This window comes from Tenacibaculum sp. 1B UA, from assembly GCF_033978845.1.
In the GTDB taxonomy this organism is placed as follows: domain Bacteria; phylum Bacteroidota; class Bacteroidia; order Flavobacteriales; family Flavobacteriaceae; genus Polaribacter.
This window is the reverse complement of sequence record NZ_JAKVUA010000010.1, coordinates 1-26,345: the sequence shown is the minus strand read 5'-3', so window position 1 is coordinate 26,345 and position 26,345 is coordinate 1. Positions and strand designations below refer to the sequence as shown.

The window sequence follows — 26,345 nt, the reverse complement described above, 5'->3', positions numbered from 1 at the left end:
ATGATTACGGTAGATCAATTAACGGTTGAGTTTAGTGGTAACACGCTGTTTAGCGACGTTTCGTTTGTAATAAACGAGAACGATAAAATTGCCTTAATGGGTAAAAATGGCGCAGGAAAATCCACCATGATGAAAATTATAGCAGGAGTTTCTAAACCAACTAAAGGAGGCGTTCGTAGTCCGAAAGATACCGTAATCGCTTACTTACCTCAGCACTTGTTAATGGAAGACGATTGCACGGTAAAAGAAGAAGCATCCAAAGCATTTGCATCTATTTTTGCTATGAAAGCAGAAATGGACGACCTCAACAAACAGTTAGAAACCCGTACCGATTACGAATCGGACGATTATATGAAAATCATCGAACGTGTATCAGATTTAGGCGAGAAGTACTACGCGTTAGAAGAAATAAACTACGAAGCAGAAGTAGAAAAAGCATTAAAAGGGTTAGGATTTAAGCAAGAAGATTTTGAAAGAGCAACCTCAGAGTTTAGTGGAGGTTGGCGTATGCGTATAGAGCTGGCGAAAATCTTACTGCAAAAACCCGACTTAATTTTGTTAGATGAGCCTACCAACCACGTAGATATAGAATCGGTAATTTGGTTGGAAAACTTCTTATTAAACAAAGCCAAGGCGGTGGTAGTAATTTCGCACGATAAAGCATTTATCGATAACATTACCAACAGAACCATTGAGGTTACCATGGGAACGGTTCACGATTACAAAGCGAATTATTCACACTATTTAGAGTTGCGTAAAGAACGTCGTGCACATCAGTTAAAAGCCTATCAAGAACAACAAAAATTTATTGCCGATACCAAAGCATTTATCGAACGTTTTAAAGGAACGTATTCAAAAACGAATCAAGTAGCTTCGCGTGAACGAATGTTAGAAAAATTAGTTCCTGTAGAGATAGATGAGGTAGATACTTCAGCCTTAAAACTACGTTTTCCACCATCACCACGTTCAGGAGATTACCCTGTAAAAGTGGAAGGATTGACGAAGCAATACGGAGATTTAACCGTATTTAAAGATGCAAGTTTCTCCATAGCTCGTGGTGAAAAAGTATCGTTTGTAGGAAGAAACGGAGAAGGAAAATCAACCATGATTAAAGCAATTATGGGAGAAATTGATTTTGAAGGAGAATGTGGTTTAGGGCACAATGCCAAAGTGGGATACTTTGCACAAAATCAAGCTTCGTTATTAGACCCAGAATTAACAATTTTCCAAACCGTAGATGAGGTTGCAGAAGGAGATGTTCGAACACAAATCAAAAATATCTTAGGACGTTTTATGTTCTCGGGAGATGATTTAGAAAAGAAAGTAAAAGTACTTTCTGGAGGAGAGAAAACCCGTTTGGCAATGGTAAAACTGTTGTTAGAACCTGTAAACGTGTTGATTTTAGATGAGCCTACGAACCACTTAGATTTAAAATCAAAAGAAGTAATTAAAGAAGCCTTATTACACTTTGACGGAACGTTAATTTTAGTATCGCACGACCGTGATTTCTTACAAGGCTTGTCTCAAAAAGTATTTGAGTTTAAAGACCAACGTGTTATTGAACACTTTGAAACGATTGATGCGTTTTTAGAGCGTAATAACATCAAAGCGTTAAAGGAAATAGATTTGTAAAAACGTCATTGCGAGTGGAACGAAGCAATCTGCTGGTCGACGGAGAGATTACTTCAGTCGTACCTCCTTCGTAATGACGTTTAATAACTGTCATTTCGAACGAATGTGAGAAACCGTAAGGTTCAGCGGAGCTAAATCTTATTCATGTGAGTAACTCCTATTATTAAGATCTCTCACATTCCGTGCTACTTCAGTTCGAGATGACAGTATGTTTTGTCATTGCGAGTGGAACGAAGCAATCTGCTGGTCGACGGAGAGATTACTTCAGTCGTGTCCCCCTTCGTAATGATGATAGTTATTATTTTACCATAGGTTTATAAGCATCGCAGTTTTCATAAATTACCCAAAGATTAATAGCAAATAATGCTATAGCAATAGGAAGTCCAGAAGGCGCTTGAAAAATGTTAGTTAGCATTATTCCAATCATTACAGGAAAAATAACAACAGCTCCTAGGGCTCTAGTTTTTGGGATAATGAATAGAATACCTCCTAAAATTTCAATGATTCCTACCAAAGGCATTAACCAGCCAATTTCCATCATGGCAGTCATAGCACTCATCATTTTTTCGGGTAATTCTTCTGGCATTGGCATGTAGTTTAAGAATTTGTTTAATCCTGAATTGATAAACATTAATCCGAATAGCAGACTTAGTACGAATAAAATTTTTTGCTTCATAGTGATTAGTTTGAGGTTAGTAGTTTGTTTTTTAGTTCTTTAAATATATAAAAAATAAAAAAGGTACGATAAAAAGAGTTTAGTCATTGCGAATAATTTTATGTCATTCCGAACGAATGTGAGGAATCTCATGAAGAGAGTAACTCCTATTATTAAGATCTCTCACGTTCCGCGTTGCTTCAGTTCGAGATGACGTTTCGGTTAACGTCATTGCGAACGGTAGTGAAGCAATCTGTGTAAGTCGAGAGTAAGATAGCCATTTTATTCATTTCGACTTCGCTCAGTGTTCATTTGCAAAACAAAATAAAACATCATTTCGAAGGAGGTTACGACTGAGAAATCTCAATAATCAGAGTTACTCCCTTTGATAAGATTTAGCTTCGCTGAACCTTGCGATTTCTCCCTTCGGTCGAAATGACGTTTTTATTGTTCTTAAATACTTTTTACAAAATCAAGGAATACTTTTTTATGAAGTGCTAAATCCATGTTAGGAGATAGCGCTACACGAGCAATATAATCTTTATCCCCTTCTTTGGTAGTTCCTTGTGTTGAGGTTGCAGGAATCGTCCAATAACAACCTTTTAACTGTCCGTAGCTTACACAATACTTACTTTCATTAGGTATTTCAGTAATCATTAAATTGATAAGCTTTAAGTTTAAGGCTCTTTTATACGCTTCTTTTTCTTCCGCAGTATTTCCTTTGGTAGGAAGGTCTAACGAGAATACCGATGGTGTAAACCCTTGTGCAGCTAATTCCTCAGAAACAAAATTGATTTTAGCATCTGGTAACACTTCATGAATAAAGTTTACAAACTCACGCGTATTCTTATAAGCATCACTAATTCGTTGTGTCATTGAAGGCATTTGTGCAGCTAATATTTCGTATTGAAGCGGTGTAGCCTCGTTATCGCAAATGTGTAAGTGCTTTTCTATTTTTTTGATTAACGTGTTGGTTGTTTTATTCCCAACACAGTATCCAGCAGTACATTTTCCACCACTAGGGAATTTAGATCCACTTGCAAACGAAATAGTTCTAATATTGGCTAACATGTCTGTATCTCCTAAAAAGTGAACATTCGGACAAAAAGTTTGGTCTAAAATAAATACAGGATCAACCGCTGTTTCACCAGTAGGAGTGGTACGTTTTTTACTTAAAACATTTCTTAAATCGGTAAGATTTGGTACTTCTACTCTTGGGTTGGTTGGAATTTCTGCAATGATATACGGAACCGCATCTTGCGCTGCAATGTTGGTTAACACGGTATCAATACTCTCTACCATGTCGTTGTCTCCATCAACAGGTAAATCAACAATGTCTACGTTGTTTAAACAAGCAGCAACACGTCTTGCTTGGTCGTTAGTACCACCATAGCAGTTTGGAGGCACTACAATTTTAATCGCTTTTCCTTTATGGTTTTCAAGAGCATCGTCAATCAATCCCATTAAAATGGCGTATTGTATTGAAAGTCCACTTGATGCTACTAACGCTTTTGTACTGGTATTGGTAATTTCATTGATGAGTTTCTCAACCTTCGCTTTGTTTTCTGCTACATCAGTAACCGTAACATCATACGGCTCATCGATAAGACTTTTTAATGCTTTTAATGAATTAGCAGGAGTCATGGCAATAGTTTCTCTTCTTCTTACATGTTGAATGTCTGAAATATAAGCGTCGTTTTGCTCACCGTTTACTAATAAAAAGCTTCCTAACTCTGGGTGTGTGTTGATGTAGAAATCAACGTTTGGTACAATGGTAAAGTTGCAAATAGCTTCTTGCTCAACAATCAATACGGTACTACCATCAAACTCAGTTATCGCTTCAACACTATCCACCTTTTTTAATTCAAATTGATATCCGTATACATTTTTAATTGCTTCAGCATCAAAAAAGCTAGGGATTTTATTGGTGTACACTATTTGCGTGTTTTTATTAGCAAACAAATTCGCTCTTAACACAGCCAATACAGGAACTGTTTGTGACGAAAAACTAATTACATTTGCTGCTTTTGTGTTGTATAGTTTGGCAATCGTCCACTCTAATACAGATGATAAAGGATGCCCTAAACGGATATAATCGTATGCAGTTGGTAACTCGCTTAACGCTGAAGCAGTAGCATTGTTGTTTTTATACAAATCTTCAAACTGCTCTAAAAACTGGGTTTTAGCTAGCTTTTCTTCATAAATATCCAGGCGGTGCGTGGTAAGGTTTAACCAATCTGCCGGCATATTTTCTACAACATTTTTTATATAGGTATGTACGTTTTTGTCTTGCATTATAGGTATCTTTTAATAAGACTGCAAGATACGTTAATTAGATTTTTTTAGAAAGGGGAGAGAATGGTTTTATAAAGGGAGTTTTACTTTCGTTTGATGTATGAGCTGTAGCTGACTTTATAAATCTATGGGTTGGTTTTCAAGACACTTTAATAAAAAGAAATAACGGTTTGGGTTAGTACCCAAACCATTATTACTTCCCTTTATTGTTAGGTGTTTGTTTTTTAATTTGGCGAATGAAGTCCGATTTTGTTTCCTTCTGAGTCGAGAAAAATGGCAAAATACCCGTTTTCGTCAGCGTGAGGTGTTTTAGGTATCATAACTTTACCACCATACTCTTCTACTTTATCAATAATAGTTTGCAGGTTGTCTCCACCATTGAGGTAAATGGTAACGCCACTAGCAGAAGGTTGATAACCTTCGCCTTGTATAATTACTCCTGTAACCATTTGATTTTGGTAAGGAAATACCCCCATTTCCATTTCTGGAAAATGGAATCTTTCAATTTCTATTCCTAAAATTTCTTTGTAAAAATTAACGGCTCGTGTAATGTTGGTTGCTGGAATTTCAAAAATTGAGACATAACTTTTCATCTGTTGTATGCTTTTAGTGATTGATTCTTTAGATTGTATTGTTTTAGCGACTGAAGTGTCTTTGTTTTTGCAAGACACAAAGCAAAAAAGTAGGGTAATAATGGTAATAAATGTGTTGTTTTTCATTTTCGGCTTAGTATTATTGATGCAAAACTAAGAGCAGAAAATTAGTTGAAATTGTAAAAATGCGACACCTTAGTTTATTTGTAAAAAAGGGTAGAAAGCTTCAAGCTTTCGTCAGCAAGAAACTCTTTAGGGTTTATTCCTGTAAATTCTCTAAAGTCTTTAATGAAGTGGGCTTGGTCGAAATAGTCGCTTTTATAGGCAACATCGGTTAGGTTTTTAGACTTTTGGTTAAGCATCAATTTTAAAGCTGTTTGTAACCGAATTACTTTTCCTAATTGTTTGGGACTTACTCCAATTTGTTTTTTAAAGTTTCTTTCAAGCTGCCTTCTTTTAGATAGGTCGTATTGGAGGATTGAGTTTATAGAAACACTTCCGTTTGTAGATAGGAGAGTATCCACAGTACTTTTTACTATGTTATGAATTGTTTTTTGGTCGTTAAACGTATGTAAAAGAAACTTTTCGATTATGTCTATACGTTGTATCGTATTTTCAGCGTTGATTATTTTTTGTTGCAAGTTATTTGCGATTTCCTTGTCAAAAAGGAGGTTTAAAGGTGTTTCTGTATTTGCTAAGTTGTTGATTGGTTCAGAAATAAAATTAGCAAACCCATAAGGATAAAATCTAATTGCAAAAGTATTGACATATCCTGTAGGTTCAATGTAGAAAGGTTCAATTGTTTGCCCCAATATCATTGCCCGTGGTTGAAGTATAAAGTTGTTTTCGGAAGTGTACCGTTTTATATCGTCTCCAAGAATAAATGCCATTTCTATACAACCATCTGGTACAATTCGTTGTTTTTGTGGTTCGGAATGTATGGGTACTTCCAACGTCCAATAACAACTAATAATGGAGCTTAAATCTGTATGTGGTTCGTATGTCTGGTAGTCCATTTTGTCATTTAATCTTTTTCAGCATGAAACATGGTTTACCAAAGATATAATTTCTATAAGAAGTGTAAACTGATAATATAAAATTGTTAGATATGGTAAATTAGATTTTTTTGGAAAGAGAGTAGAGGGGAGTTTTGTTATTGATTTTGTTTCTCGTTCAGCTAATTTTAAAAAGGTATTGATAAATAAGAGTGAAAAAAGACTGGTTAAATCAATATTAATTAAGGTTTAAAGTGTATGTATAGTTTTTTAATTTATTATTCCCCATATAATTCCAATTATTGTTACAGTTCCAACTACTAGAGCAATTAAAACATTAGCTTTATTCCAGTTTGATTCTTTTGGATCTTTTCCTGTTTTAATTGACTGGTTTTTAATTTTGCTTTTGTTGTTTATAATTACATTTTCTGCATTTAGAGTATTTAATTTTTCTTCTTTTGTTTTCATTTTTTCGTTAACCCAGTCACTTATAATTAGTTCTAAATTATTATAATCTAAGTTTTTCTTTTTTAATTCTTTTCGCTTTTTAATAATAGTTATAATTTGATATTTAATGTGTTTGTAAAACTCGGTTTTGTCTCCTTTGAAATAATGGAGGTGATACTCTATGAAACTTGTGCATTTGTATAAAGGATCAAATTTTTCTAAAAAGTCAACAAATGAATGGTCTAAATAGTTATTTATCATTTGAAACTTCTCTTTTTCAGAATAGTTTAATTTGTTGGTAGCGTAAAGAATAGATGGATAAAGACTTACTTCAAATCTGTCAGTTTTTGGATTAATAGGACTGTAGTTTTTAGTCCATTTTCCGTCAGATAATAGGTAAGCTTCTTCCATAATAATTTCAGCTAATTCGTCTTCACTTTCTCCTTTATATTGTTTCTTAGGTAAATGAACTTTAAAATAGTTATGATGTTTTATCATTTAAGTAAAATTTGTTCAGAATGAATATTTATGTGGCTAAATATTGAATGTTTATGCCAATAATTTAGATTTATTGGTCGAAAGCTAAGTTATTTAAAATAGCTTTAGAATCAAACCAAAAATTAAGTAGTCTCCTCCGTATCCAGCTTATCTATTTCATAACTCATGTATTCCTTATACAGTTTTGCGATAGATTTGGTTTCTCCAAGTATGGTGAGTACATCATCTTTTAGAAAAACAGTTGAACCATTAGGGGTAAATGTTTTGTCGTTTCTTTCAACCAAAGCGACTAAAACATCTTTTGGTAACTGAATTTCCTTTAACTGTTTTCCAATCATGGTGTCTTGCGGAGTTCCTTTGAGTAGTTTGATGCTTACAAATCGCTCGTTTTGTAATAAAAACTCCTTAATCTCTCTGTGACTATTCATTTTAAGCAAGGTTTTTACGATGTGCTCTCGCTCTAAAATATCAAGAAGTCTCGATAGCATACGTAATTGCTGTTTTGGGTTTTCATCAGAATTAATTAGAAAAGCACAGATTTGTATGGGCTTTTTAAACTCATAATCTTCAGAGGGAAGTATTCCTTCAATTGGTTTTTTAGAAATTACAATTTTCATGGAAGGATGTGTAACACTCTTAAACTTGGCATGAAAAACTAAAATACCTGGTAAAGTGATGACAGATTCATCGGGTATCGACTGAAAAAATTTGTGTAGTACTCCTTCTTTGTTGAGGTCTAACTCCCTACAAAAGTAATCGGAAGCGATATTTAAGACCTTATCAAAGTTAGTGGTATCCTTAATTATTTTTATTTTCGATGTAATTACGGTTTCATCAAACGGATCCCCTTCACGAAGTCCTTTTTCTTTTAAAATGGTCATTAATTCATTTTCCAATTCATCGTATTGATGCCTTCCTAAAAGCGCAAACCAATGAAAAATAGCACCTTCTCGTTTTACTTTTCCTTTGGAATAAAAGTGATACCAAAGTAGGCCTATTACAATAATACCAGAGGTAAAAAGTATGGGCATCCATCCTAAATAAATAATAAGGATGAATGAAATAACAATTCCTATAACTTGCATAAACGGATATAATGGAGATACATACCCAGGATCGTACGATTCTATTTTACTTTTTCTAAAAACGATAACAGAGAAGTTAATAAAGATAAAAATTAATAGTTGGAAGGTACTCGCAAGCTTTACAATACCTTCTTCTGATAATACTAAAATGAATACGATAATTAGCGCTGTGGTTAAGAATATAGCGACTACAGGACTTCCTTTTTTGCCAATTTTGGCTAGAATAGCAGGAAATAATTTATCGCGTCCCATGGCAAACGGATATCTTGATGCTGATAAAAGCCCTGCATTTCCTGTTGAGGCAAATGCAGCAAGCGCTGCTACCGACATTAATAAAACTCCTACATTATCGGGTAACCATTTAAAAAGGTATTCTGCAGCTGTAGCCGCAGGAGCTAACTCATTAGCAAAAGTGGTAGGCTCAATAAGAGTAACCATAATAAAAACACCCAAACCATAAATTAATCCTGTAACGACTAATGAGAGTATCATACCTAAAGGAATATTTCTTTCAGGATTTTTAATTTCTTCTGCAACGCTTACTATTTGAGTGAGCCCTAAATAGGAAACAAAAACAAAACCTATGGTAGTAAACATACCTCCAAATCCGTTTGAAAAGAAAGGGGTAAATTGTTTGTTAATAGATTCGTTGGTAATAGTATCTGAGGTGAAGATGGAAAAAAGTCCATCAGCAATAAAACCAACTAAAATGATTAATAGGAATATGACAAACACCTTTTGAAAGGCGGAGGTTTTTTTAGCTCCCACTAAGTTTAATGCCATAAAAAAAAGAGTGGCTACGATAGCAACTATTTTGGTGGGAACTTCCCAAAATATAGCGGCATAAGCACCAATACCAATAATTGCAAAGGCTGTTTTTAGCATTAAAGCGAAATAGGTACCCAGTCCGCCAATGGTTCCCATAAGTGGTCCTAAACTTCTGTCTAAAAAAAAGTATGCTCCTCCTGATCGTGGTAGGGCTGTTGATATTTCAGCAATGCTAAACATGGTGGGCAGTATTAATACACCTGCAAGTAAGTACGCCAAAAACACAGAGGGACCTGTGTAATGTGAGGCGATTCCTGGTAGTAAAAAGAAACCAGAGCTAAACATAGCTCCAGTACTTATGGCAAAAACATCAAATAATCCTAAGTCTTTTTTTAGTTTGTTCCTCATGGCTTTTGTGTTTAAGGCTTATTATTAAGTGGTTAGACCATGAGAAGATATGAAAAAAATTACACTTTTTATGTGTGGCTTGGTTAAGGTATTGCTTGTAATATGTTCTTTTACAGTGTTTTTTTGTTAGAAAGGCTAGCTTTTGTTGGTTGTTTTTATGGGGTGAAAATAGGGGGTGGTTTTATAGGGGCAACACCCCAAGCCTAATTGGGGTGACACCCCAACGGTAATGGAAACGATACCCCAAGCCTAATTGGGATGACACCCCAATGGTAAGGGGAGCGATACTCCCTGCCTAAGGGGAGTGACTCTCCCATAGTAAGGGGAGCTATTTTAAACAGTGGTATATACTACCGTGTAGAAAAATGTTAGTAAAAAAATGTAGTTTAAGGATATGGGAGCAATTTTTCTAATGTATCGTGAAGTAGCGCTAATTGAACAGCATATAAGTAAATTTATTATATTATTATCTAGTTTATAAAATAAAGTGTGGAGTAAGGTTATGATATAAAATTTACTTGTGTTTTAGCTTAGTTCTTTGTTATATGTTGGTGTTTTTTACATACTTGTTAATGTTGTTTATTCAAATATTCCTGTAAAAACAGAAACATAATATAGTCCAGTAAGTATAAAAACGATACCAGTAATTGTTCGTATTACCTTTTCAATTTTTGTGATTTTGTTATAGAATATGCCTATTTTTCCTACAGTAAAAGCTAACAAGTAGGTAAAAATAATTACAGGTAACCCTGTTCCGAATGCGAATATTATAGGTAAATAAAGTCCATCTACTGATGTAATTGCCATTGGAATTAGCATGCCAAAAAATAATGCTCCACTATATGGGCAAAATGCTAAAGCAAAAACAACACCTATAAAAAAAGAACCTAATAAACCTTTATCTTTGAGTTTTTCAGATAGTTTTTCTTGAAAATTTAATTTACCCCAAAAATTTAGTTTAATAATATTTAGCATAATTAAGCCGATTATAATTAATAAAGGGCCTAAATATTTTTCTCCGTTTTGATTAAAAAACCGTGCAATGTGAAACTTACTTGCACCAAAGTATAATATTAAACCAATTATAGTATAACTAAACCCTCTTCCTAAAGAGTATAATAATCCGCTCAAAAAAACTTTTCTTTTGCTCGAAATATTTTTAGAAATAAATGCAGTTGCAGTAATGTTGGTTGCCAAAGGGCACGGGCTAATAGCTGTCATTAACCCGAGTATAAATGCCGATAAAACAGGGATATTGTAATTTTCTAAAAGCGATTGTAAATAATCCATTTAGAGTGATTTTAATTCTTTATCAATTTTAGCTTTTAATTCTTTACTGAAGGCTTCTTGGTCGTTACCTTTCATAAAAGCAAAATCGGTTAGATTTATTTGGGTTTCTTTTCCTTCTTTAATTACGTTTAAGATTAAAGAAGTGCCAGACGCCTCAAATTTTTCAGCAACCTTTTCATTTTCTTTTTCATCTACATTGATAACTTGAAATGTAATTTTAGCTTCATTAAGCTCCTTTGCAAAATAGGTATTTAAAGTAAATTTGGTATTTGCTTCAATTGCATTACAGGTCATACACCTATGAGTGGAATGGAAGTCTAAAACTTCTATTTTTGAAATAGATGTATTAAGAGTAGTTGTTTTGTTTTTTTCTTGACTTTCACAAGATGTAAATATTATACCGATTACTAAAGCGGTAAAAAAAATGATTGTTTTATTCATTTTATTTGATTTTATAGATTATAATATGATGTTAAATAAATATCCTGAAATAATGATGCATAGTGTTACTACACCAAAAAAGATAGCAATTAATTTTAGCGACATCACTTTTTTTAGTAAAGTTGCTTCAGGAATTGACAACCCTACTGTTGCCATCATAAAGGCAATTGCAGTACCAAGTGGTACACCTTTAGCTACAAAAACCTCAATAACTGGTACTATTCCTGCTGCATTGGCATACATTGGAACAGCCACAATTACAGCTAGGGGAACAGTCCACCATTCTTCACCTCCTAAAAACTCATTAAAAAAGTTTTCTGGAACATACCCGTGCATTACTGCACCAATTGCAATACCAATAATTATATAAATAAACACTCCTTTTACAATATCCCAAGCTCCTCTTATAATTTCGGGTAAATGTTGGTAAAAAGTTAGCTTTTCTTCTTTATATTCTACCTGTTGTATTTTACGTTCTAGAATTTTTTTTACCCAATTGGAGAGTAAAGGTTCTAGATTTAATTTGCCTAATAACCAACCACCAATTGTTCCTAATATAATACCAGAAACTGCATAAATAAGTGTTGCTTTTAAGCCAAACATACCTATAAACATAGCTATGGCAACTTCATTAACTAAAGGAGAAGTAATTAAAAAAGAAAATGTTACACCTAGAGGAATACCGCCTTGAACAAAACCAATAAATAAAGGAACAGAAGAGCACGAACAAAAAGGTGTAATTGCTCCAAAAATAGAGGAGAAGAAGTACTCTAAGCCGTACATTTTTTTTCGATTCAGATAATTCTTAAGGCGTTCAATGGGAAAGTATGCGTTTATTATTCCCATAAAAAAAACAATAACAAATAAGAGAATTAAAATCTTAAGTGTATCATACACAAAGAAATTAAGGGCGGTTGCTAAGTGAGTTTCTGTTTCAATATTAAAAACAGAGTATATAAGCCAGTCAGCAAAATTTTGTAACCAATTAAACATTTTCAGTTATATTAATAGTTCCAGAAATGTTACAAGATAGCTTTACAGTATTGTATATTGTACCAAACTTTTCTATGTTCTTTTTTAATAAATTAACATTTAGTTTTTTATCATCGCTGTAAATTGTTAAAGTATAAACAATATCTTCCATTCGTGGTAGATTTTCAATACGTGTTGCTGTTACTTCAATGGTAGCTTTAGAGTAATTAAATTTCATCATAATTGAAAAACGTTCTACATTTTTAAGTATGCATGAAGCGAATGAACTTAAGAATAATTCTGCTGGGTTAGGGAGGGTTTCAGTAGTGTTTTTAGTGATGCCAAAACCTATGTTTGATTGTTTAATAGAAATAACTGCATCTTGATTTGAAATAGATGAAGCTTTGATATGATACTTCATAGTTTACTCAATTTAAAAGTTTTAATACTTCATCTCTTGAAGGTACTCTACCTTTTATTGTAACTACATCATCTATTACCAAAGCTGGTGTTATCATTACATTGAATTTCATAATTTCCATAATATCTTCAATTTTTTCAATTGTTGCATCAATGTTGTTTGCTAAAACGACATCTTTAACAACACTTGTCATGGATTGGCATTTTGGACATCCTGTTCCTAATATTTTAATTACTTTAGTCATTATTTTATGTTTGTTTATCGTAAATGTACGATTTGATTATTAAAAAAATATCAATCAAAGAATTGTTGAAATAAGTTTTTTGCAATCTTCCAATTTTCTTTATTAATACAGTATTTTATTTTTGGTGGCTTTAATTCTCCTTGAATAAGACCAGCATTTTTTAATTCTTTCAGGTGTTGAGAAATGGTAGATTGTGCTAATGGAAGAACATCTACCAAATCACCAGTAAAACAGCATGATTGACTTTCAAGATGTTTTAAAATGGCAATACGTGTTGGGTGTCCTAATGCTTTAGCAAACTTAGCTAAAGCTTCGGTATTTTTGTTATACTCTACGTGTTCTAAAGTTCTTTTCATATTTCTTATCGCAAATGTACGATAGATTTTTTAGTTGTAGTGTAACTTTTATCACGTTCTACTATTTTTTGTATTGGTTTTAAAAGAGCTGTGTGGTTATACAGGTTTTATGCTCTATCATTTAGAAGGTTAAGGTATGTAATAAGTTACTAAAACATATTTTTGCTGTTGTAAAAAATGGGTTGCCGTATGATTTGAGCTATAAAAGTACTTTGAGGTAAATTTTATGAAACTTATTTGTTTTAACCAGACTTATTAGTTGTGTGTAGTTTTTTTCTTTGTTTATATTTTCTTTTAGTTCTGATTAATCTATACCTTAAATCGTCATAAAATAAACTTATTAATAAAATTATAGCTCCTAAAATAAGAGTGTTTAACCTCAAGTTAAGTTTAGAGTAAAGAAATCCACCGGTTATTCCTCCTAAAAAAAAGAAACAAATAATATAAATTCTAAGCTTTATAGTTGCTTTAATTTTTTCTCTATGCGGATGAGATTCAGGGAAAAATAATTGAGATAATTCAATTCCTAAATCTGTGAATAACCCTGTAAGGTGTGTTGTTCTTACAATTGCATTTGAAATCTTTGTGACAAAAGAATTTTGAAGTCCCATGGCGAGGAGGAGTGAACAAACAATGAAGTCTGGATATTTTATTTCTACAGTATTACTTATGATAGGGATTGATAAAAAAATGAAACATTCAATTATTGTTGGTATAACAAAAACGTTGAGCTTTTTGTTTTCTTTAAATTTTTCAATTAAAAAGCTTGACAAAAAAGAACCAAAGAGAAAAGAAAAAAGATAAAGAAAATAAACTGTTCCTTTCCAAACCTCAAAATCGGCAACATCTCTTATAAAAAGAGCAAAATGTCCAGTTACGTTTGTTGTCAATTGTTTAAATGCTAAAAAACCTGTAACATTCACAATACCAGCAACAAATGATAGAATAGTGGCAATTTTCAGATTATGTTTTAATGTTCTGCTTTTACCTTGATGTCTAAACATTTTTTCTTATTTAGTTCGGTTTATCAAATGTCTTATCTTTAAATATGGCTATGGTTAAAATTGATTTTAAGCAAATAATTTATATACCATATTAGGTGTTTTATAGTCTAAAGATAGATGTAATCTTATTTGGTTGTATAAATTAATTGTGTTTTTTATTGCTCTTTTTGCATGCATCACGTTATGAAAGGTTTGGTTTAGTAACTTCTATATCTTTTATAAGATTATTGTACTTATAAAAACAATGATACGAATTTGTGGTTATAGTACTTGTTTTTTCTAAGTGTAAGTATGTTGTATTTTTTAAGAACGTTAAATAGCGTGTCTCTATCAATTTTAAGATTGACTTTAGTAAAGTCTTTATCTAATGATTTTATAAATTTACCTACGCTTTTTCTAAGAAGAGATTTACATTTATTCCTAATAATAATAACCGTTGTACAAGTATCTTAAAACAAAATATCGTTTTATAGGGCTTGTACAACGGTTACCTGTGTTTACGGTAGTTTTTTATTTAATGTTAGAGATTCTTTTTTGCTAAGTACCAATCTACTTTTTCTAACGATTCATCATTAATTCTATCATTTAATTCATCTAGTGTTTTTGGAGGTGATACAATTACCTTATCTCCTTTTTTCCAATCAAGTGGCATGGCTACCTTATACTTATCTGAAGTTTGTAATGCTTCTAATGCTCTTAATATTTCATTCATATTTCTACCTACATTTAGTGGATAGTACATAACCAAACGAATCTTTTTTTTCGGGTCAATAAAAAATACAGCACGAACTGCTGCTGTTTCACTTTCATTTGGTTGTAACATTCCATATAACTTTGATACTTTCATATCTAAGTCAGCTATGATTGGAAAGTCAAAATAAACACCAGTATTTTTTCTTACATTTTGAACCCAACCTAAATGTGCATGAATACTATCTATACTCAAACCTAACAGTTCAGTGTTTAAAGCATCAAACTCTGCTTTTCTTTGTGCAAATCCACTCATCTCTGTGGTACAAACAGGAGTGAAATCTGCAGGGTGAGAAAACATTACTACCCATTTATTTTTTGCAAAGTCTGAAAACTGAATTTTTCCTTTAGTTGTAACTGCCTCAAAGTCTGGAGCATTGTCTCCAATTCTTGGCATTGAATAAATTTTGTTTTCTATTTCGTTATTATTTTCCATGGTTCTATAATTTTAATTACTTGTCATTATTTTAAAGTAAAGGTACAACTTAGCTTATTTTAAGAAAGTAACTATTGTTACAATAATGCTTGTTTAGTTGTGGTTAATTAGTGTTGAAAACATTTGCGGTATTCAATGAGTGCTTTATTTATCATTAAGGTGTGCAGAATACATCCAAACCAATTTCTCTTGTTCTCTTATATAGTCGCTCATTAATGCACTTGTTCCTTCATCATTCGAGTCAGAAGCGATTTCTAAAATATCACGTTGCTTTAAAATAATAGTTTTGAATGCTGCAAGAATTTCTTCTACAGCTTTTTTACCGTCAGATATTTGGTTACTTTCTTTAACATCTGTTTTTCTAAGATAATCGGTGTACTTATGACTTGGTGTATAACCTAATGTCAAAATTCTTTCTGCTACGTCATCTATTTTTAATATTAGATCATTGTAGAGTTCCTCAAATTTGATATGTAGAACAAAAAATTTATCTCCCCTAATATTCCAATGATATCCTCTGGTATTCTGATAAAATGTCGAATAATTGGCGAGTAATTCATTGAGTAAATCTGCCAGTTTTTTACTTTTTTCTGTGTCAAGTCCGATTCGATTTAAATGTTCCATTTTTTATTGATTTTATTTTTACGAAAATAATTCTTCTATGTAACTTCTATTGTGATGTATGTTACAGATTGTTCAATTACCGCCAACATGTGTTTTATATAGATGTAAAAAGACATCGTTATACAGCGATTTTGTTAGGTTTGATTGTATTTAATGTTTGTTTATATTTTACGAACTTACTAATAATTTAATTTGTAAGTATCATTATGTTAATTATTTAAATAGTAGGGGTGGGGTGTTTTGTATGTTATTATCGATTCCTGATACGTTGTTTAGAGTACTAAAAACAAGTTGACACACTTTATTGAATAACTTTCTTTTTAATAAGTATTATTTGTCCAAGGTGGTAGTATGTATGTTCTATCATTACATCAATGTTTCTAAAATAAGTTCCATATTTTTTGTTAACAAAATCACTCAATAATTTTTCATCAGTCATTGTTTCAACGAGACTTATGAATTTTTCCGAATTAGAACAAAACTTATTCACTAACTCTTTCCAGTCTTGTTCCGATTTAATTGGCGGCGAATCAAAGCTAAACTTGTCCCGAATATCAAGTGTTCCACCTTCGAGTACTTTTAATACACCAGAGATATAGTAATTAATATGAAACGTCAAGTCAGCAATAGTATTGAAATCTTCTATTTTTTGAGTTGCTTGTTTCCAATCAAGATCAATTATTTGCTCTTTGAAGTTTGTTTCCACAACCCATTTCCCCTCGGTAAAAATTTCCTTTAGTCGATTAGCTAAGTACTTACTTAATTTTATTCTAGAGCTAAATATTTTATGTTATTGATGATTTTCTCAAATTACTTACAACTAGTTTATATATATACTAAAACTACCAATACATTTTTTAGAAAGTAGAATAAGTAGAAAGTATAGCAATTTTATTAACACCTTCAAATATATATAAGATAAGAAAGTGTGTTTTTTTATTGGGGTGATACCCTAATAATTTAAAAAATATAATATGTTGTGTTTTGTGTAAGCAGTAGTTTTCATACTACTTACACGTTTTTTCTTAAATTTTTCTTAGTTCAACTCTTCGGTTTTGTGCTTTTCCTTCTTCTGTAGCGTTATTACCTATAGGTTTCGTGTGCCCAAAGCCTTTACTTTCTAATCTTGATTCTTCAATACCTTCATCTACGACTGACATAAGAACGGATTTTGCTCTGTTTTTAGAAAGTTTCATATTAAATTCTTCATTACCCACATTATCAGTATGTCCTTCAATACTTATTTTTAAATTGGGGTTTGTTTTTAACATTTTAGATATTTCACTCACTATTTCGTAAGAGTCAGCTTTAATTCTTGATTTACCAGAGTCGAAATTAATATGTAATGTAGCAAAGCCTTTAGTGTTTATTTCATTTATAATTTTATCTGCTGTTATTTTCTCTATTGTTTGTTCAAATTCTTTTGATTCTACAACTCCAATTTGTGCATTAGCCACATCTGAATAAATTTGAATTCCTATTTTTTTAGTTGGCGTTTTTAATACATACATACGAATAGGGGAGTTTACAGCATCACCAACATAAAAATTATTAAAGTAAGCATAACGATCGTTTACGCTTTCTCCTTTTTGGTTTACAAGTTCATTAGGTATTTTTCCTTCAAAAATAAGTTGAGCACCAATAGCTTTTAAATAGTCTTTAATACTTTTATCAAAATAGTATTGATTCCATTTTTTGCTTCCATCCATCATAATTCCCATTTTATCTACTCGTCCTTCTATGTCAAAAAATGATTTACCGTCAAACATTTCAAGTTTGTGAAAGTCATAAGACTCTGTGCTGCTAGTATTTTTATTTACTAACATACCTTTTGGTGGTGTTATATAAGGGTATGCACCAATATCAACTTTAGATTCAACTATGTTTTTCCAAGAAAATTTTTTAGTGTTATTCTTTAATTCTTTTTTCTCTTTGGTTGTTACTTCATTATTAACAACTTCATCTAATTTGTTTTTGGTAGTCTCTTTCTCATTTTTACATGAAGTTAAAGTAATTATTGATAACAAACAGATTGAGTAAATTCTTTTCATTGTAATTCTTATTTGATTTATAATTGTTAATAACAGCTTTTATGTGTCTGTTAATTATGGAGTTAAATATAATGTTTTTAGGTTTAGTTTAATGTTATTAATTGTTTTAGTATTTTTTTGAGGTTCTCTACACCTTCTTGAGATTAAAGAATAGATTATGTTTGTAATTAAGAGTTTAATAATAAGTTATTCTTATTTAATAGTATACTTTTTGTATTCAGCAATTTTACTCTCTAACCTTTTATTTAAATATTCATTTTTGTTATTTAGTGTTTTATTAATTACGATAGCTTCAGATAAATAGTGTTGAATTTTATCTTTTTTCCAATGTTTTGGTGGTTCTTGAAGGTTTGTAATTCTGTCTGCTAATTTTACCATTCCAACTTCTTTTTCAAGTTTGTTTATCCGGTTCAAGCTGTCTGTCATTTTCTCTTTTTTAGAATCCAGATTTTTATTTTTAGTTAATGCTTGAACTCCATTAACAACTTTTTCTCCAAACATGTTCAATAACTCCAAAAAGTTAGTATCAGTATCTTCTAATGTATCGTGGAGTAGCGCTAATTGAACAGCATAATTCAAATCGAAATTGTTAGTTGCATTATATGCTAAGATTATTTCCATAGCAACGCTAGAGATGTGTAGCAAATAGTTAGAGTTTGTTCCAGGAACTTTTTGATCTTTATGTTTTTCTCCAGCAAATTTAATTGCTTTTTGATATAGTTCTTGTGTCATTTGAGGTGTTCATTAAATCTTTACGATTGTACTTTTTAATCCACTCGTTGACTGTTGTAGGAGCAATAGAGTAGAGTTTACAAAGTTCGCTTTTTGTGTGTTTACCGGTTGTAAGTTCGTCTAAAATTTTCAGTTTGAAAGGTTCTGAATACCGTCTGATGACTTTGTCGTTTTTATACATAATGTTTAAAATTATGTAGCCTTTATTCAGGACGGGTCAACGTTTATGTATAAGAATAGTTGCGGTTTTGTGTGCGAGGATTTTCCGCAGGAAAATCAGACGTAACAAAAGTGCACGGACTCTTGATTAAGCACTAAATTAAGCATTATTTTTATACGGTGTTAGCACACGGTTTTTTCTTTTCAGTTTATAAATCCTTTTTTTACTGCCCATTCAAACATTTCAATACAGAGCCAAATAAAACCTAATAATGCACTTAAAACTCCAATGGTTTTCATAATCAGAGTTCCACTTTTTTTGCTAAATAAACGTTTAATGAAGTTCGGAATTATTACTTTGAATAATCTCTTAATTGCTCTAAAGAAAACCACAATTCCATAAATCAAGCGCATTAAGTAAGTCCGCTTAACAATTCGCTCTTTGTATTCAAAAGTATCAGCCATTAAATATGCAGAATCTGTAAGTTTTACTTTTACGTAATTTTTCTTTTCTTTTATTAATTCCACGTAGCCAAATCTAATTGACCACTGTTTTTTTATAAAATCAGAAATGTCTGGTGGAAATCCATTCAACCTCAAAGTCAGTTTGGTAATTTTTACGACTTCTTTTTGGGTTGTCAAAAGATAGTTTAGAAGAAAATTCGAGTAAATGTCTTCTATTTTGCTTTCTAACTCGACTTTCTTTTTTATGCTATCAAAATCTATCAATTCTATTCAGTGTTTTTTTTTTGAGTTCGGTTTTCAACTGTGTGCTAACGGTCTAGTATAAGAATAGTTGCGGGTTTGTGTGCGAGGAATTTCCGCAGGAAATTCAGACGTAGCAAACACGCAACTACCTTTGATTAAGCACTAAACCGCAATTATTTTTATACATTGTTGGCAACAGTTTTTTTCGTAACTAATAAGATTTTAGTTTCCATTTACTTATTTAAATTCAGATTCCGAAAATAGTTCATTAAATTATTTCTGTGCTGATATTTAATTGAATTCGTTTGATTTTGGAAAGTATAATTTAAAAAAGAGTTTTTCTTTCCTCCAATTATATTCAATTCCGCTTTTTTTCGCTTCTAATTACGAACAGTTTTGAAATTTCCGAAAATTAACGAAGTAAGTAAAAGTCCGATTCCAATTCCGATAAAAGAACCCTTTGTAAAATCAGGTAATTCAAAAAAGTGAGATAAAATTTGTGAAGTTGTAATTACAAGCATTCCAATTGATAATAAAATTAATGCTTTTCTTTTCGTTATTTTTTTCATTTGATTTTAGATTTTAAATAATTAGTATCTCAATTAAAGTATTTGTTACATTAAGCTCCTAGTTTCTCAACGTTTTGGTTAAATTGTTGCAACGGTTTGTGTATGAAACGTAGCGTGCAAAAAGACACTAACTTTTCGGGTTAACACAGAGCCGAATTTTTATATTTTGTTTTTAATTTATCAATTTTAAAAGCCAAATTAAAAATTTGGCGGACTTTCTAAATATACAGAACCCTTTCAGTTTAGCTCTTATTAGCTATGTTTTATACACCGTGTTACAAAACGTTATTTCAGTACTTTCTTTATTTCTCTTTTAGGAAGACACATTGCATTGGATATATATCGATTTGTTGTATTCATAAAAGTGACAGCTGTTACAGCGCAATTTGCACACTCAGTTTGTTTGTCTATATCTTCTTGTAATTTTTTTAATATTATTTCTCCTTGTTTTATTGGATTATTCGAATATTTTTCAATACCCTCTTGTTCAAAGAAAGTTTTAATTTTATAAGTATACTTATCTTTTTTAGATATTAATTCTAAATCTCCAACAGAAGATAATATGAAACCTTTGTAGTCAGCATAATCTCTTTTATTAACCCTTTCATTTTTGAAAAAGCAATCAACTCTTGCTCCTAGGTGTTCTTTTTGCAGATTTTCTATAAGTTCTACATCAGACTTGAAATATAAAAAAAAGGAATTTTCATATTTATCATTTTTTTCAATTTTAATAAACTGAATATTTGCTATTGGAATATCGTGATTGCAAGAAAAAAATAAGATAGAGATTAAAATAATTAGTATGTTTTTCATTTTTCAGCTTGTTTTGATATGAAAAGTTTTATTTGATGAAGAAGCATATCGGATGCAGAAATATCGGTGTCCTTTAGGTTTTTAGTAAACATAAAACCAGCACTTCCGTGATTGCAACTACATTCATCATTAATTTGCATTCCTGTTTTGGGTCTCCACTGTTCTCCAAAATCAGCTATAAAATCATCAAATCTATAATCTTCAGGAAATGTACTTATGTGTATCCAATAATTAGCTTTAGGTTTTGGTGTTCCCCAATAAATATCTGAAATGTAAGTTACAGTTGAACCCACACCAACAGGGTCAAGTGTTATTAATAAATCCACATTATACCCTCTATCAGTTAAGATTTGAGATAAATGAGCGCCATTCCAACCACCAAGGCTATGACCAATAATGTAAATAGCTGTATTTTCTTTATTGTGAATATTAGCAATAATTTTATTTTGAATGTCTTCATCTCCTCTTGTTTCATTATATCCTAGATAGAAACTATCATAACCTTTAATACTTTCTGTTTTAATTAATTCATCAAATTCGGTTTTAACACGTTCTTTTACAATTTCAGTAGCAGGATTGCCATAGTATGGTTCTTTATCACTAGCACCACCAATAAAAAACGCTATAGCCTTTTTTGAAGCTACTTCGGATTCAATACTTACAGGCTTTATTGGCTTAGCTACATAAGCATAAATCCTTACTTTTTCACATTCTTTAACTGTGTATTTGAAACAAACAACTCCTTTATCATCCAAATATGGATTTTCTCCTTTTTTGTATTCTAGGTCTGTAATTGTTCCATCATCTAATTGTTCAGCCCACCATATATTTTTAATTAGAGATAAAATTGATTCTTGATGTTCTGTAGCCTTATAAATATATGTCGTTCCAATTTCAAGTTCATTAACTAACTCTCCATTTTCATTAAAAGGACCTTCTACTTTTTTTACAAGAGGTTTTGTATATTTTAATCTAGCTTCTTTTGCTGTTTCAGGTTTTCCACTAAAATAAACTCGTGTTACTAATTCTCCATAAGATTTTTTTTCTCTAGGGTAGTCATCTTTTTCAGACATGTATATTGTATCATCAGCCATTTTTGTTGGTTTTTTCAGCTTGCACATAACGTGTTTGTGTATGATTAGTTGCGTGGTTAAGCACGTAATTTAGCAAATAAAAACCGAATAGAAAATACGTGAGTATTTTCGTAAGTAGGCGATAACCAAGTAATTAATTATACACGGTGTTGGCGGTAGTTATTATTTCCGTTTCGTTTTTCAATTGTTCTAATTCCGTATTCAAATCCGCTTTTAAGTTACTAAAATATTCATTCCAATCCTTTATTTTTGATACTGTTTTGTATGTCTCATTTTCTTTTATTTCAACAATATTTTCTAAAACACTATTTATTTGTAATCGTATTTTTTGAATTGCTAATTTTAATTTTTCGTTTTCTGTAACTGTTTCAGATTTAGATTTGAAGAAGGATTGATTTTCTAAAGAATTAAGAATGTTATTTACTTTGTTTATGTTATTACTGTCATAAGCGTTTTTTAATTCAATAAACATTTTTTCTGCTTCATCTTTCATTTCATCATTTATTTTGTCTGGATGACAAAGAATAGACGCTTTTCTAAATTTAATTTTTAATTCCTTTTTTTCTTCTTCGTTTAAGTCAAAATGAACTTTATTTTTATCTTCTTCAATTTGCTCATTATATTGTTTTTCGTCTTTTTCTGCTTCTTTAAATTTCTTTTTATTATCTCTAAATTTATGCTTTCTAAGTTTTAAAATTTCAGACATAATTGAACCAACTTCCAAGCTATGTCTATGTTGAAATTCTAATAACTCTTTTTCTAACTCAATTTTCTCATTATCATAAGCATTTAATTGAATTTCAAGATTTTTTAATTCAAGTTTCAATGCAACTAATTCTTCATCAATCCAAAGCGTTAAATTTTCATTTTTGCTACTTTTTATAAAATCTTGGATTTGATTAATAACAGTTGCGTATTCTTTTTGTTTGAGTGAAATTAAGATTGATTTTAACTCTTTGTAAGGTTTTAATTTATTACTTACTGTATTTATTGATTCCGTTTCTTCAATTAAGATGAAGTTCTTTATGATTTCTAAACGCTTAATAATTTTATCTAAATCTTTGCGATAGTCAACTTGATTATCTTTAATATTAAACTGTTCAAGTAGTTTATTAAACTCTCCAATAAATTGTTCCGCTAAAACACTATCTCCTTTTGTGATTACTACATTTTCTTCATTAGATTTTGCTTTATGTGTCCAATTATAAGAGCCTGTAATAACAGTTTGCTTATCTATTACACAAAATTTGTGGTGTATAAGCCTTGTTTTAGAATCGCCAAAAAGAAAAACCTTAAAGTTTTCTTGGAAAGTATCATAATCTATTTTTGACTGTTTGTTTATAAAATCATTTGAAGTTAGCACAAATACTTTACAGCCTTCTTTAGCTTTTTTTTCTAATTCGTGAAATAAAATATAATCTGTAAACCAAGCAACAGCAACATAAATTGTTTTTTCTGCTTTTAGTATTTCTTGTTTGATTCTCTTGTTAATATTTTCAAATATTGCTTCTGTTTGCATTTTACATTCTATTATAAATTTTGGACTCAGGTATATTTTTAATTAATTCGTCGTATATAAATTCAGTAATATTGTTTTCGCCAAGACTGACTTTTTCAAGATTTTGAAGTTTATATAAAGGGCTAAAATCATTAATTTGATTTCTCCAGAGATATACTTTTTTGATGTGAAATAAGTAACTTAATACTGAAATATCTCTTATATTATTACAACCCAAATCTAAATTTTCTAATTTATTCAAATCTTTTAATATTGTAATATCTTTAATATTGCAATCTCTTAAGCTCAATGATTTTAGATTCTTTAGTTCTTCTAAAAAGTTTAAATCTTTTATTTTTTTATTGTAAGATAACGAAAGCTCTAAAAGATTAGGAAGATTTTTAATACTTTTAATACTAGTAAAATGGTTTTTATATAGTCCTAAAATTTCTAACTTATATAATGATTTAATTGGCGATATATCAATAATGTTATTTTCATCTAAATTTAATACCACAAGGTTTTTTAACTCTTTTAAATTTTCTATATTTTCCACAGAATTAGATAACAAAATTATCTCTTTTAATTTTTTTAAGTCTTTAAGTGGTTTTATATCAACAATTGAGTTTTGTCTTAAGTCTATTGATTCGATATTTTTTAATCTACTTAATGGCGAAATATTATTTATTCCAAACTCTGTAATTCTTATTTTTTTTATGCTAAGAATTTCTTGTAACTCTTTTTTGGTTGGCGTATCTGTAATACCTAAATCTTGCAGCTGTTTGCCATTAAAATAACCATTAAGTCCATTTTTTTTTACATTAGTTTTGAATGCAAATTCGTCTAATGGCGAAGGTGGTAGAGTAACTTTTTCGATATAGAAGTTAAAAATCTTTTTCCAAAAATCTTCGAGATTATCCCACCATTCGAAATCTTCTTTTGTAACACTTATTTGATTATTTACAATTTTATTGGTAATAGAAATAATATTATCAGTTCGTTTTAGAACCTGATTATTTACTTTAATCAATTTGTTTTTATCGCTCATTTTGTTTATTACCTGTTATAATTTCTAATTCATTAAATGAAAAAGTATATTTTTCTTTTAGAACTTGAAACAAATGATTAATTGAGTAAAAACAATTCAACTGTTTGCGAGCTGATTCTTTATCTTTAATTATGTCATTAAAGAAATCTTGATATAGCTGAGAATGAAGTTTTCTTAAACTATCTGTTTGGCTTGATTTATAAATGACATAACCTAAAAATTCTTCTGTTGCTATTGTTGAAGACTCTTTTTTATGAAAATAAATTGGTTCTACGAATAGACCATTTTTAGAAACAAATTTTTTCTTTTCATTATCATAGAATCCTAGTCTTTCTAGATGTATTTTATCAACAGATAAATCGCGCTTACTGAATTCATTTTTATTCAGAATTATTTCTTCTTCATTTCTTGTGAATAAAAACTTTTCAGTTTCTTCATTAGATTCCAACAATTCAGCAATGTGCCAATAGTAATTGTTTCCCTTAATTCTGATTTCAAAATATTCGTTCATTTAGATTGAGTGAGTTTAATTACCGCCAACGGTTTTGGCTAGGCTTTGTGCGGACTAGAAAATCGACCAGATTTTCGAACCGTGACCAAGCCGAAGCTTTTTGTTTGGTTTTGTATTTTTTTTAATCACAACGCCAAATCAACAAGATTTGGCGACCAAGTAAATATACATAAAACATTGGAGTTAAAAACTAAACCCGCATGAAGTTTAGCCGGTGTTAGGTAATGCAGTTTTTTTCAGCCTGAAATAGTTTCAACGAAGTAAATAGGAATAAGTTAATTACGAAACTACGATAATTTTCCACGTTCTGCTGGTTGTCAGTTTTTCGAACAAAAAAGAGGTTTCATTGAAAAACATTGCTACGCTTATTCCAGCGTTATTTGTTTTCAGAAAGTTTTGAGTTTAATTTAAAATTACAAGTTTCAAACACTTAACTTTTTTAGTAGCTACGATAATTCATACACGTTTCTACTATTTTCTACACGTAACGTTTTAAGCACGTTTTATTAGTTTCAGTTGTCATTTGCTTCATGAGCTAAAAAAACACCACAGTAACCTTTTAAAAACTCTTAAAGGATTTTTTTCGGAGTGAATAATTTTTCAGAATGGAGTAGGGGTTCAATTTTAATTATTTTAAATGATAATTACTTTTTTTTTAATTCAAACACGCTGCTACTGTTCTGTTTTACCTAACTTGTTTATATAGATGTAAAATACATCGTTATACACCTGTTTTGATAGGTTTATAGTTGTATTTTATGTTTGTTTATATCTTTACGAACTTACTAATAATAATTTAATTTTTTTACGGAATTCCATAAGCTAAGTTATTTAGAGAGTAAAAGATGTTTTACGGAGTAGCACGGTTCTATATATCGCTGTTGACACACTTTATTGAATAGTCTCTCAGCGAGCTTCGCTGGTCTTTCCTCAACACAACGAAACCATCAGCGAGCTTCGCTGGTCTTTCCTCAACGCAACGAAACCATCAGCGAGCTTCGCTGGTCTTTCCTCAACGTAACGAAGCCGTCAGCGCGTCACGCTGGTGTTTCCTCAAGACAACGAAACCATCAGCGCGTCACGCTGGTGTTTCCTCAAGACAACGAAACCATCAGCGCGTCACGCTGAGCTTTCCTCAAGACAACGAAACCGTCAGCGCGTCACGCTGAGCTTTCCTCAAGACAACGAAACCATCAGCGCGTCACGCTGGTGTTTCCTCAAGACAACGAAACCATCAGCGCGTCACGC

General features: G+C 31.1%; 27 protein-coding genes and 1 pseudogene. 1 reads left to right on the top strand and 27 read right to left on the bottom strand.

The window, feature by feature from the left end; genetic code table 11:
• A complete protein-coding gene (locus MK851_RS09090; RefSeq protein ID WP_320243326.1) occupies window positions 1-1,632 on the top strand; it encodes an ABC-F family ATP-binding cassette domain-containing protein in 1,632 nt (543 codons plus the stop codon).
• Between the two features lie 298 nt (window positions 1,633-1,930).
• Here MK851_RS09090 and MK851_RS09085 read toward each other — a convergent pair whose 3' ends face one another.
• The 27 genes and pseudogenes from MK851_RS09085 to MK851_RS08960 all read right to left on the bottom strand — a co-directional run bounded on the left by MK851_RS09085 (window position 1,931) and on the right by MK851_RS08960 (window position 25,097).
• Complete coding sequence (locus MK851_RS09085; protein ID WP_303506229.1) at window positions 1,931-2,308, bottom strand: DoxX family protein; 378 nt, start codon at window positions 2,306-2,308, stop codon at window positions 1,931-1,933.
• A 432-nt stretch (window positions 2,309-2,740) separates the two neighbouring features.
• Window positions 2,741-4,582 carry a cystathionine beta-synthase gene (locus tag MK851_RS09080; protein WP_320243323.1) on the bottom strand — a complete coding sequence of 614 codons (1,842 nt, stop codon included), beginning with the start codon at window positions 4,580-4,582 and terminating at the stop codon, window positions 2,741-2,743.
• 224 nt (window positions 4,583-4,806) lie between these two features.
• Window positions 4,807-5,301, bottom strand: a complete 495-nt coding sequence (locus MK851_RS09075) for a VOC family protein (protein ID WP_320243321.1) — start codon at window positions 5,299-5,301, stop codon at window positions 4,807-4,809.
• A 74-nt stretch (window positions 5,302-5,375) separates the two neighbouring features.
• Window positions 5,376-6,191 carry a helix-turn-helix domain-containing protein gene (locus MK851_RS09070; RefSeq protein ID WP_320243319.1) on the bottom strand — a complete coding sequence of 272 codons (816 nt, stop codon included), beginning with the start codon at window positions 6,189-6,191 and terminating at the stop codon, window positions 5,376-5,378.
• A 249-nt stretch (window positions 6,192-6,440) separates the two neighbouring features.
• A complete protein-coding gene (locus tag MK851_RS09065; RefSeq protein WP_320243317.1) occupies window positions 6,441-7,115 on the bottom strand; it encodes a hypothetical protein in 675 nt (224 codons plus the stop codon).
• A gap of 122 nt (window positions 7,116-7,237) precedes the next feature.
• Window positions 7,238-9,376, bottom strand: a complete 2,139-nt coding sequence (locus tag MK851_RS09060) for an amino acid permease (protein WP_320243315.1) — start codon at window positions 9,374-9,376, stop codon at window positions 7,238-7,240.
• Window positions 9,377-9,955: 579 nt separating this feature from the next.
• Entirely contained in the window at window positions 9,956-10,666 is a 711-nt protein-coding gene (locus MK851_RS09055; RefSeq protein WP_303506239.1) for an aromatic aminobenezylarsenical efflux permease ArsG family transporter, read from the bottom strand.
• Window positions 10,667-11,107 carry a nitrophenyl compound nitroreductase subunit ArsF family protein gene (locus MK851_RS09050; RefSeq protein ID WP_303506241.1) on the bottom strand — a complete coding sequence of 147 codons (441 nt, stop codon included), beginning with the start codon at window positions 11,105-11,107 and terminating at the stop codon, window positions 10,667-10,669.
• Between the two features lie 18 nt (window positions 11,108-11,125).
• Window positions 11,126-12,100: a permease gene (locus MK851_RS09045; protein ID WP_303506244.1), complete on the bottom strand. Its 975-nt coding sequence runs from the start codon at window positions 12,098-12,100 to the stop codon at window positions 11,126-11,128.
• Window positions 12,093-12,500 carry an OsmC family protein gene (locus tag MK851_RS09040; protein WP_303506246.1) on the bottom strand — a complete coding sequence of 136 codons (408 nt, stop codon included), beginning with the start codon at window positions 12,498-12,500 and terminating at the stop codon, window positions 12,093-12,095. Before MK851_RS09040 ends, MK851_RS09045 begins: the two co-directional genes overlap by 8 nt.
• Before the next feature lie 7 nt (window positions 12,501-12,507).
• Entirely contained in the window at window positions 12,508-12,693 is a 186-nt protein-coding gene (locus MK851_RS09035; protein WP_303506248.1) for a thioredoxin family protein, read from the bottom strand.
• 101 nt (window positions 12,694-12,794) lie between these two features.
• Window positions 12,795-13,100, bottom strand: coding sequence for a metalloregulator ArsR/SmtB family transcription factor (locus MK851_RS09030; protein ID WP_320243312.1), 306 nt, complete (start codon window positions 13,098-13,100; stop codon window positions 12,795-12,797).
• Window positions 13,101-13,342: 242 nt separating this feature from the next.
• A complete protein-coding gene (locus MK851_RS09025) occupies window positions 13,343-14,104 on the bottom strand; it encodes a YoaK family protein (RefSeq protein ID WP_320243310.1) in 762 nt (253 codons plus the stop codon).
• Window positions 14,105-14,170: 66 nt separating this feature from the next.
• Window positions 14,171-14,290 (bottom strand): annotated as a pseudogene (locus MK851_RS15680) (hypothetical protein); the annotation flags it as partial.
• Between the two features lie 334 nt (window positions 14,291-14,624).
• Window positions 14,625-15,290, bottom strand: a complete 666-nt coding sequence (locus MK851_RS09020) for a peroxiredoxin (protein WP_303506254.1) — start codon at window positions 15,288-15,290, stop codon at window positions 14,625-14,627.
• 144 nt (window positions 15,291-15,434) lie between these two features.
• The gene (locus MK851_RS09015; protein ID WP_303506256.1) at window positions 15,435-15,914 is read right to left on the bottom strand and encodes a Dps family protein; all 480 of its coding nucleotides are present in this window, start codon (window positions 15,912-15,914) and stop codon (window positions 15,435-15,437) included.
• Between the two features lie 301 nt (window positions 15,915-16,215).
• Window positions 16,216-16,620: a DinB family protein gene (locus MK851_RS09010; protein ID WP_320243307.1), complete on the bottom strand. Its 405-nt coding sequence runs from the start codon at window positions 16,618-16,620 to the stop codon at window positions 16,216-16,218.
• Between the two features lie 319 nt (window positions 16,621-16,939).
• On the bottom strand, window positions 16,940-17,965 hold the full coding sequence (locus tag MK851_RS09005; protein ID WP_320243304.1) for an OmpA family protein: 1,026 nt from the start codon (window positions 17,963-17,965) through the stop codon (window positions 16,940-16,942).
• A 192-nt stretch (window positions 17,966-18,157) separates the two neighbouring features.
• Window positions 18,158-18,697 carry an HD domain-containing protein gene (locus tag MK851_RS09000; RefSeq protein WP_320243302.1) on the bottom strand — a complete coding sequence of 180 codons (540 nt, stop codon included), beginning with the start codon at window positions 18,695-18,697 and terminating at the stop codon, window positions 18,158-18,160.
• Window positions 18,666-18,878: a transposase gene (locus MK851_RS08995; RefSeq protein ID WP_320243300.1), complete on the bottom strand. Its 213-nt coding sequence runs from the start codon at window positions 18,876-18,878 to the stop codon at window positions 18,666-18,668. The genes MK851_RS09000 and MK851_RS08995 overlap by 32 nt, the downstream gene beginning before the upstream one ends.
• Before the next feature lie 182 nt (window positions 18,879-19,060).
• Entirely contained in the window at window positions 19,061-19,585 is a 525-nt protein-coding gene (locus MK851_RS08990) for a hypothetical protein (RefSeq protein WP_320243297.1), read from the bottom strand.
• 359 nt (window positions 19,586-19,944) lie between these two features.
• Window positions 19,945-20,133, bottom strand: a complete 189-nt coding sequence (locus MK851_RS08985) for a hypothetical protein (protein ID WP_320243295.1) — start codon at window positions 20,131-20,133, stop codon at window positions 19,945-19,947.
• A 285-nt stretch (window positions 20,134-20,418) separates the two neighbouring features.
• Window positions 20,419-20,946 carry a hypothetical protein gene (locus tag MK851_RS08980; RefSeq protein ID WP_320243294.1) on the bottom strand — a complete coding sequence of 176 codons (528 nt, stop codon included), beginning with the start codon at window positions 20,944-20,946 and terminating at the stop codon, window positions 20,419-20,421.
• Window positions 20,943-22,040, bottom strand: a complete 1,098-nt coding sequence (locus tag MK851_RS08975) for a hypothetical protein (RefSeq protein ID WP_320243292.1) — start codon at window positions 22,038-22,040, stop codon at window positions 20,943-20,945. The genes MK851_RS08980 and MK851_RS08975 overlap by 4 nt, the downstream gene beginning before the upstream one ends.
• Before the next feature lie 133 nt (window positions 22,041-22,173).
• Window positions 22,174-23,559, bottom strand: a complete 1,386-nt coding sequence (locus MK851_RS08970) for a phospholipase D-like domain-containing protein (RefSeq protein ID WP_320243290.1) — start codon at window positions 23,557-23,559, stop codon at window positions 22,174-22,176.
• Window position 23,560: 1 nt separating this feature from the next.
• Window positions 23,561-24,586: a leucine-rich repeat domain-containing protein gene (locus MK851_RS08965; protein ID WP_320243288.1), complete on the bottom strand. Its 1,026-nt coding sequence runs from the start codon at window positions 24,584-24,586 to the stop codon at window positions 23,561-23,563.
• Window positions 24,576-25,097, bottom strand: coding sequence for a hypothetical protein (locus MK851_RS08960; protein WP_320243286.1), 522 nt, complete (start codon window positions 25,095-25,097; stop codon window positions 24,576-24,578). The genes MK851_RS08965 and MK851_RS08960 overlap by 11 nt, the downstream gene beginning before the upstream one ends.
• Between the last annotated feature and the right edge of the window lie 1,248 nt (window positions 25,098-26,345).